The sequence below is a fragment of the Neoroseomonas rubea genome, from assembly GCF_016106015.1.
GTDB classification, from domain to species: Bacteria; Pseudomonadota; Alphaproteobacteria; order Acetobacterales; family Acetobacteraceae; genus Neoroseomonas; species Neoroseomonas rubea.
Window position 1 is genome coordinate 1 of the sequence record NZ_JACADQ010000303.1, and the last position, 5,242, is coordinate 5,242.

The following is a 5,242-nucleotide window of genomic DNA, read 5'->3' on the forward strand; positions in this document are numbered from 1 at the left end:
GAGGGCCGAAAGGCCCTCGGAACCCGTCACCGCGCCACCTGCGGAAGTGGGGCTCCAAGTGTTGGTTTCCAAAGGCCCTTCGGCCTTTGGTGGGGGAGTCCGAGGGGGCGACGCCCCCTCGGGACCTACAACGGCGTCGCGCGCGCCATCCCCCCGAACAGGTCCAGCATCCTCTCCCGCCACGCATGCACCGGATCATCCGCCGCGAGCAGTTCCAGCGGGCTGACCACCCGCGCCCACATGAACCCGCCGAACACTGTGTGGTCGCCATAGTCCGGCGTGCTGCCGCCGAGGAAATCCCGCCCGCGCAGCGCGTGGCGCAGCGGCAGCAGGCTGGCGCGGAAGGCGGGCAGACGTTCCTCCCGCCCCGCCGTCACCTCGGCGAGCGTCTTCCCGTACCGCTTCTCCCGGCTCGCGACGAAATAGGCGCGGTCGGCCTCATCCAGCAGCGCCGGGATGTCGGAGACGATCAGCCCCGCGATCCCCGCATGCAGCACCGTGTCGGTCCAGGCGCCGACGAAGCGGTAGGTCTCCGGCGCGCCGTGCAGCAGCGACGGCGCGGCCGGATAGGCGGCGTCGAGGTGCTTCGCGATGTCGAAGGATTCGACCACCACGCGATCCCCATCGACCAGTACCGGCACCTTGTCGTGCTTGGCGAATGCCAGCGCCGCCTGTTCCGTGAAGCGCCAGGGCACGCTCTCGAAGGCGAGGCCCTTGTGCGCGAGGGCCATGCGGCTGCGCCAGCAGAAGGGGCTGAAGACCCGCTTCGGGTCCGCCCCGCAGAGTTCGAACAGCCTGATGGTCATTCCGCCGCCTTCCGTGCCTCGGCCTCGCGCACCACGCCGAGGCTCCGCAGCCGTGCCAGTTCCGCCGCGCCGAGGACCGGCGCGAGGATTTCGTCATTGTGCTCGCCGATCCGCGGCGCCGGGCGCGCCAGCACGCCGGGCGTGCCGGACAGGCGCGGGACGAAGCCATGCATGGGCAGCCAGCCGCCGGGCATGTCCTCGTCCGGCACCTCGATCAGCGCCTCGCGCTCGATCGTGTAGCGGTCGCCCTCCAGCATCCCGGCGTCCATGATCGGGCCGATCGTCACGCCCGCCTTGTCGAAATGGTCCAGGTTCTCGGCGAGCGTCCGTTCGGCGATCCAGCCGCCGATGATCGCATCCAGCTCCTGCCAGTGCTGCAGCCGCGCCGGATTGTTGGCGAAGCGCGGGTCGGCGATCATGTCCCCCCGCCCGATCGAGCGGAACAGTTTCTCGGTCATGCCCTGGGTCGAGGCCGACAGGCACACCCAACCGCCATCCTTCGTGCGATACGCGTTGCGCGGCGATGTGTTGGTGGACCGGCTGCCCGTGCGCGGCTTCCGCGCGCCGGTGATGCGCCAGTTCGCCAGCTGGGGTTCCAGCACGCTGAACAGCGGCTCGAACAGCGACACGTCGAGCACTTGGCCCGCGCCGCCGGATTCCGCATGGCGCAGCGCGATCATCGCGACCGAGGCGCCATACAGCCCCGCATAGGCATCGCCCATGAACATCGGCGGCAGCACGGGCTCCCGGTCGTCGAAGCCGTTCACCGCGGCGAAGCCGGAATAGCCCTCGACCAGCGTGCCGAAGCCAGGCTTGTGGCGGTACGGGCCATCCTGCCCCCAGCCCGAGATGCGCACGATGACGAGCCGCGGGTTGATCGCGAGGAGTTCCTCCGGCGGCAGGCCCATCGCCTCCAGCACGCCGGGGCGGAAGGATTCCACCAGCATCGCGGCATCGCGCGCGAGCGCCTTCACCACCGCGATGCCCTCGGGCCGCTTGAGATCCAGCGCGACGGACTTCTTGTTGCGGCAGATCGTCTTCCACGACGTCTCGACGCCGCCGACACGCCAGGCGCGCAGCGTGTCGCCTTCCGGCGGCTCGACCTTCACCACCTCCGCCCCATGGTCCGAGAAGACCTTGGTCAGGATGTTCCCTGCGACGAGGCGGGAGAGGTCGACGATCCGCACGCCGTCCATCGCGCCGCGCGCGGATGGGTCGAAGGCCTTGCGATGGATGGCGGGCATGGGGGTCAGCCTTCGGGGCGGATGTTCGCGGCCTGCGCCACCTCGCGCCAGCGGGCGAGCTCGGTGCGCAGCAACTCCGTGAATTCCGCGGGTGTGGCCGGGGAGGGGCGGGCACCTTCCGCCTGGAACAGCCTAGCCATGTCGGGGTCGCGCAGCGCTGCGTTGGTCTCCGCGTTGAGCCGCGCGAGGATCGGCTCCGGCAGGCCGCGCGGCGCGAACAGCCCCCACCAGATGTCGCTTTCGTAGTCGATGCCGGCATCCTTCACGAGCGGCGCGGGCGGCGCCCCCTCCGGTGCCCCCGGTGCGGTGTAGGCAAGCAGGCGCACGCGCCCTTCGCGCACCACGGCGGCGGCGGAGGGCATGGTCGTGATCAGCACCGGGATGTGGCCGGCGACCAGGTCCGTCACCGCCGGCGGCATGCCTCGATAGGGCACGTGGTTCATGCGGATGCCCGCGCGCAGGCAGAAATACTCGGTGACGAAGTGGTTGATGCCGCCGGGGCCGGAGGAGCCGAAGTCAATCGCGCCGGGCCTTTCGCGCGCGAGGCGCACCAGGTCCTGCACGCTGCGCGCCGGGAAGTCGGGATGCACCAGCACGATGAAGGGGGAGCGGGCCAGCAGCGCGACGGGGGTAAAATTCTCCAGCACGCCCCAGGGCACGCGCTGCGCGATGGAGGTGGTGGCGAAGGAGGAGGAGGAGACCATCAGCGTGTAGCCGTCCGCCGGCGATTGGGCGACCGCGGTCGCGCCGATCGCCCCGCCGGCACCGGCGCGGTTCTCGATCACCACGGGCTGGCCCAGGCGCCGCTGCAGCCGGTCCGCGAGGGGCCGCGCCACCACGTCGTTCGACCCACCCGGCGGGAAGGGGACGACGATGCGGACGGGGCGGGTCGGCCATCCATCCTGCGCGCGGGCGGTGGCGGGGGCCGCGAGGGCGGCGGCGGCGCCCAGAAGGGTTCGGCGCGTCGGCGCGAAACGAGTGTGCATGCGGGTCTCCCGGTACGTTTCCTCGCTTCAGTCTCGCGCATCGTCGGGCGCGCCGGAAGGCGCCCGGCCATGAGCGGGGCGTTAACCCGTCCGTGGCACAGGAAGACGCTCGACCAGGAGGGTTGCGGACACATGGACTCGGAGCGGCCGTTTCGCGAATGGCCGATCGAGCAGCTCGCCGAGCAGGCCCTGTTGCATCCGGGCGACCGGCGCGTGCTGGAGGGGCTCGCGAAGGAGGCCGGGCTGCGTCCCGGCGTCCGGGCCAAGTCGGTGGAGGCGCGGATCCTCCGCATGCTGGACGGCATCGCCCTGCCGCCGCGCGGCGCCGGCGTGCAGGAATTGCGGGAGATGCTGGCGACCGCGGCGCGCGAGATCGACCGGTTGCGCGCGCGGCTGAAGGATGCCGAGCAAGCGGCCGGTGACCCGCAGCGCGCCGCCGCCGCGGGCGAGGCTATCGGCGATCCCGGCCCGCATCGCCGCGTCTACCTGACGCCGAATGCGCCGGCTTGGCTGGTGGCGGAAGTCCGCCGTGCCTTCCGTCGCCGCTATCATCCGGATGCGCAGCACGAACCCGCCCGGCGCGGCCGGGCGGAGGAAGTGTTCAAGCGCGCCGAGGCCGTATTCGAGGAGATCGAGCGCCGGCGCGAAGGCTGACGTCGCGCGTATGCCGCGCATCGCCCACGTACCACTGTTGCGCGACCGATCACAACCCTTGGTCCATAGAAATGAATTTACAATGATGGTAATTAAACAAATTGAGACGAAAGGATACCCGTAGGCATGGCCACGGCAGCAGCGACACCGAACCGGCGCTCCATTGTGAGCTGGCCTTCCGCGCGTCTGCTGGAACTTGCCGAAACGCATGCCGGCGACAGTGAACTTCTGGAGTTCATCCTGGAGGAACTCGGCCGTCGTGACGTCGCGGTCGCGCAATCGGCCGCGCGCCGCGTCGCGGAGCTCATCGGCCAGTCGCGCTTCGCCGCCATGTCGCCCGAGGGCGGCGACCGCGATGCCGATCGGGAGGCGCTGATCGGCACGCTGCAGGCCCGGCTCGAGATCGCCGAGCGGCGCGCCCGCGAGGCCGAGGCGCGTGCCACCGCCGCCGAACGCGCACTGGCCTCCGAGACGCTTCCGCCGCGCGGGCAGGGCCTGCTGCGGCGCGTTCACCTGGCCGAGACGGCGCCCGCCTGGCTTGTCGAGGCGACCCAGCGGGCCTTCCGTCTGCGCTTCCACCCGGACCGCTTCGCCGATCCGGTGATGAAGGCGCGCGCGGAGGAGACCTTCAAGGAAGCCGAGGAGATCTTCCGCCAGATCAGCTCCACCTCCGGGAACTAGAAGGCGACGCGTCCGAAGATCGCGGTCAGCACCGCGAACAGCGCGCCCCCGGCCAGGAACCCCACCAGCGTCCCGTTCATGCGGACGTATTGCAGGTCCCGCCCGACGCGGAGCTCGATCTTCTCGGCCACCGTGGCCGCGTCCCAGTTGCCCACCACGCCCGCGATGAAGTCCGACAATTGCGCCTGGGCCGAAGGCAGCAGCGTGATCAGCACGCCTTCGACCGCGCGGTTCAGCCTCTCCCGCGCCGCCGGGTCCTCGGCGAGCAGCGTGCCCGCATTGGCGAAGACGCCCGCGAGCAGCGTCACCGTCCGCCCATCGGGACGCGCCGCATCCGCGACCAGCGCGGCGCGCAGCCTGGCCCAGACATCCATCAGCCAGGCGGCGACGGACGGATGGGCCAGCGCCTCCCGCAGCACGCGGCCGATCGCCGCCGAACGCTCCGGGTCGGTCTCCAGCCGCTCGATCTCCTGCCCGAGCCAAACCGCGAAGGCGGCGCGCAGCTCGGAATCCTCGGGCTCCACCTTCTCGAGCTCGGTGTTGATGGCGTGCAGGATGCGCTTGGCGACGGAGGCGCCGGCGAGCCAGCCGAGGAGCGCGCCGCCCTCGGCGCGGATGCGCGTCTCGATCGCGGCGCGCAGCGCATCTTCACGCGCCGTCAGCAGCACCTTCAGCTGGCCGATGGCCAGGGAGAACACCTCCTGATGCCGGCCGGAGGCGACGAAGGCGCGCAGCACGCGCGCGACCAGCCGCGCCCCGGCGGGGCCCGAGACGATGCGCGGCAGCAGCCGGACCAGCAGGCGCTTCGCCCGCCCGTCCTCGAGGCTCGCGACCACCCGCGGCAGGGCGCCGGCCATCGCCACCGCGGCGG

The 5,242-nt window shown here is 71.4% G+C and carries 6 protein-coding genes; 2 read left to right on the plus strand and 4 right to left on the minus strand.

Annotated elements, in window-relative coordinates; genetic code table 11:
* Window positions 1-125: 125 nt before the first annotated feature.
* The 3 genes from HW577_RS20245 to HW577_RS20255 are packed head-to-tail and all read right to left on the minus strand — an operon-like array spanning window position 126 to window position 3,036.
* Entirely contained in the window at window positions 126-806 is a 681-nt protein-coding gene (locus tag HW577_RS20245) for a glutathione S-transferase family protein (protein WP_198377934.1), read from the minus strand.
* Entirely contained in the window at window positions 803-2,050 is a 1,248-nt protein-coding gene (locus HW577_RS20250) for a CaiB/BaiF CoA transferase family protein (RefSeq protein WP_198377935.1), read from the minus strand. Before HW577_RS20250 ends, HW577_RS20245 begins: the two co-directional genes overlap by 4 nt.
* Before the next feature lie 5 nt (window positions 2,051-2,055).
* Window positions 2,056-3,036 carry a Bug family tripartite tricarboxylate transporter substrate binding protein gene (locus HW577_RS20255; protein ID WP_198377936.1) on the minus strand — a complete coding sequence of 327 codons (981 nt, stop codon included), beginning with the start codon at window positions 3,034-3,036 and terminating at the stop codon, window positions 2,056-2,058.
* Window positions 3,037-3,168: 132 nt separating this feature from the next.
* Here HW577_RS20255 and HW577_RS20260 point away from each other — a divergent pair, with 132 nt between their 5' ends.
* On the plus strand, window positions 3,169-3,690 hold the full coding sequence (locus tag HW577_RS20260) for a hypothetical protein (RefSeq protein WP_198377937.1): 522 nt from the start codon (window positions 3,169-3,171) through the stop codon (window positions 3,688-3,690).
* 126 nt (window positions 3,691-3,816) lie between these two features.
* Window positions 3,817-4,371, plus strand: coding sequence for a hypothetical protein (locus tag HW577_RS20265; protein ID WP_198377938.1), 555 nt, complete (start codon window positions 3,817-3,819; stop codon window positions 4,369-4,371).
* Here the strand turns inward: HW577_RS20265 and HW577_RS20270 are convergent.
* On the minus strand, window positions 4,368-5,242 hold an 875-nt coding region (locus HW577_RS20270; RefSeq protein ID WP_198377939.1), incomplete at its 5' end, for a DUF445 domain-containing protein. The genes HW577_RS20265 and HW577_RS20270 overlap by 4 nt on opposite strands.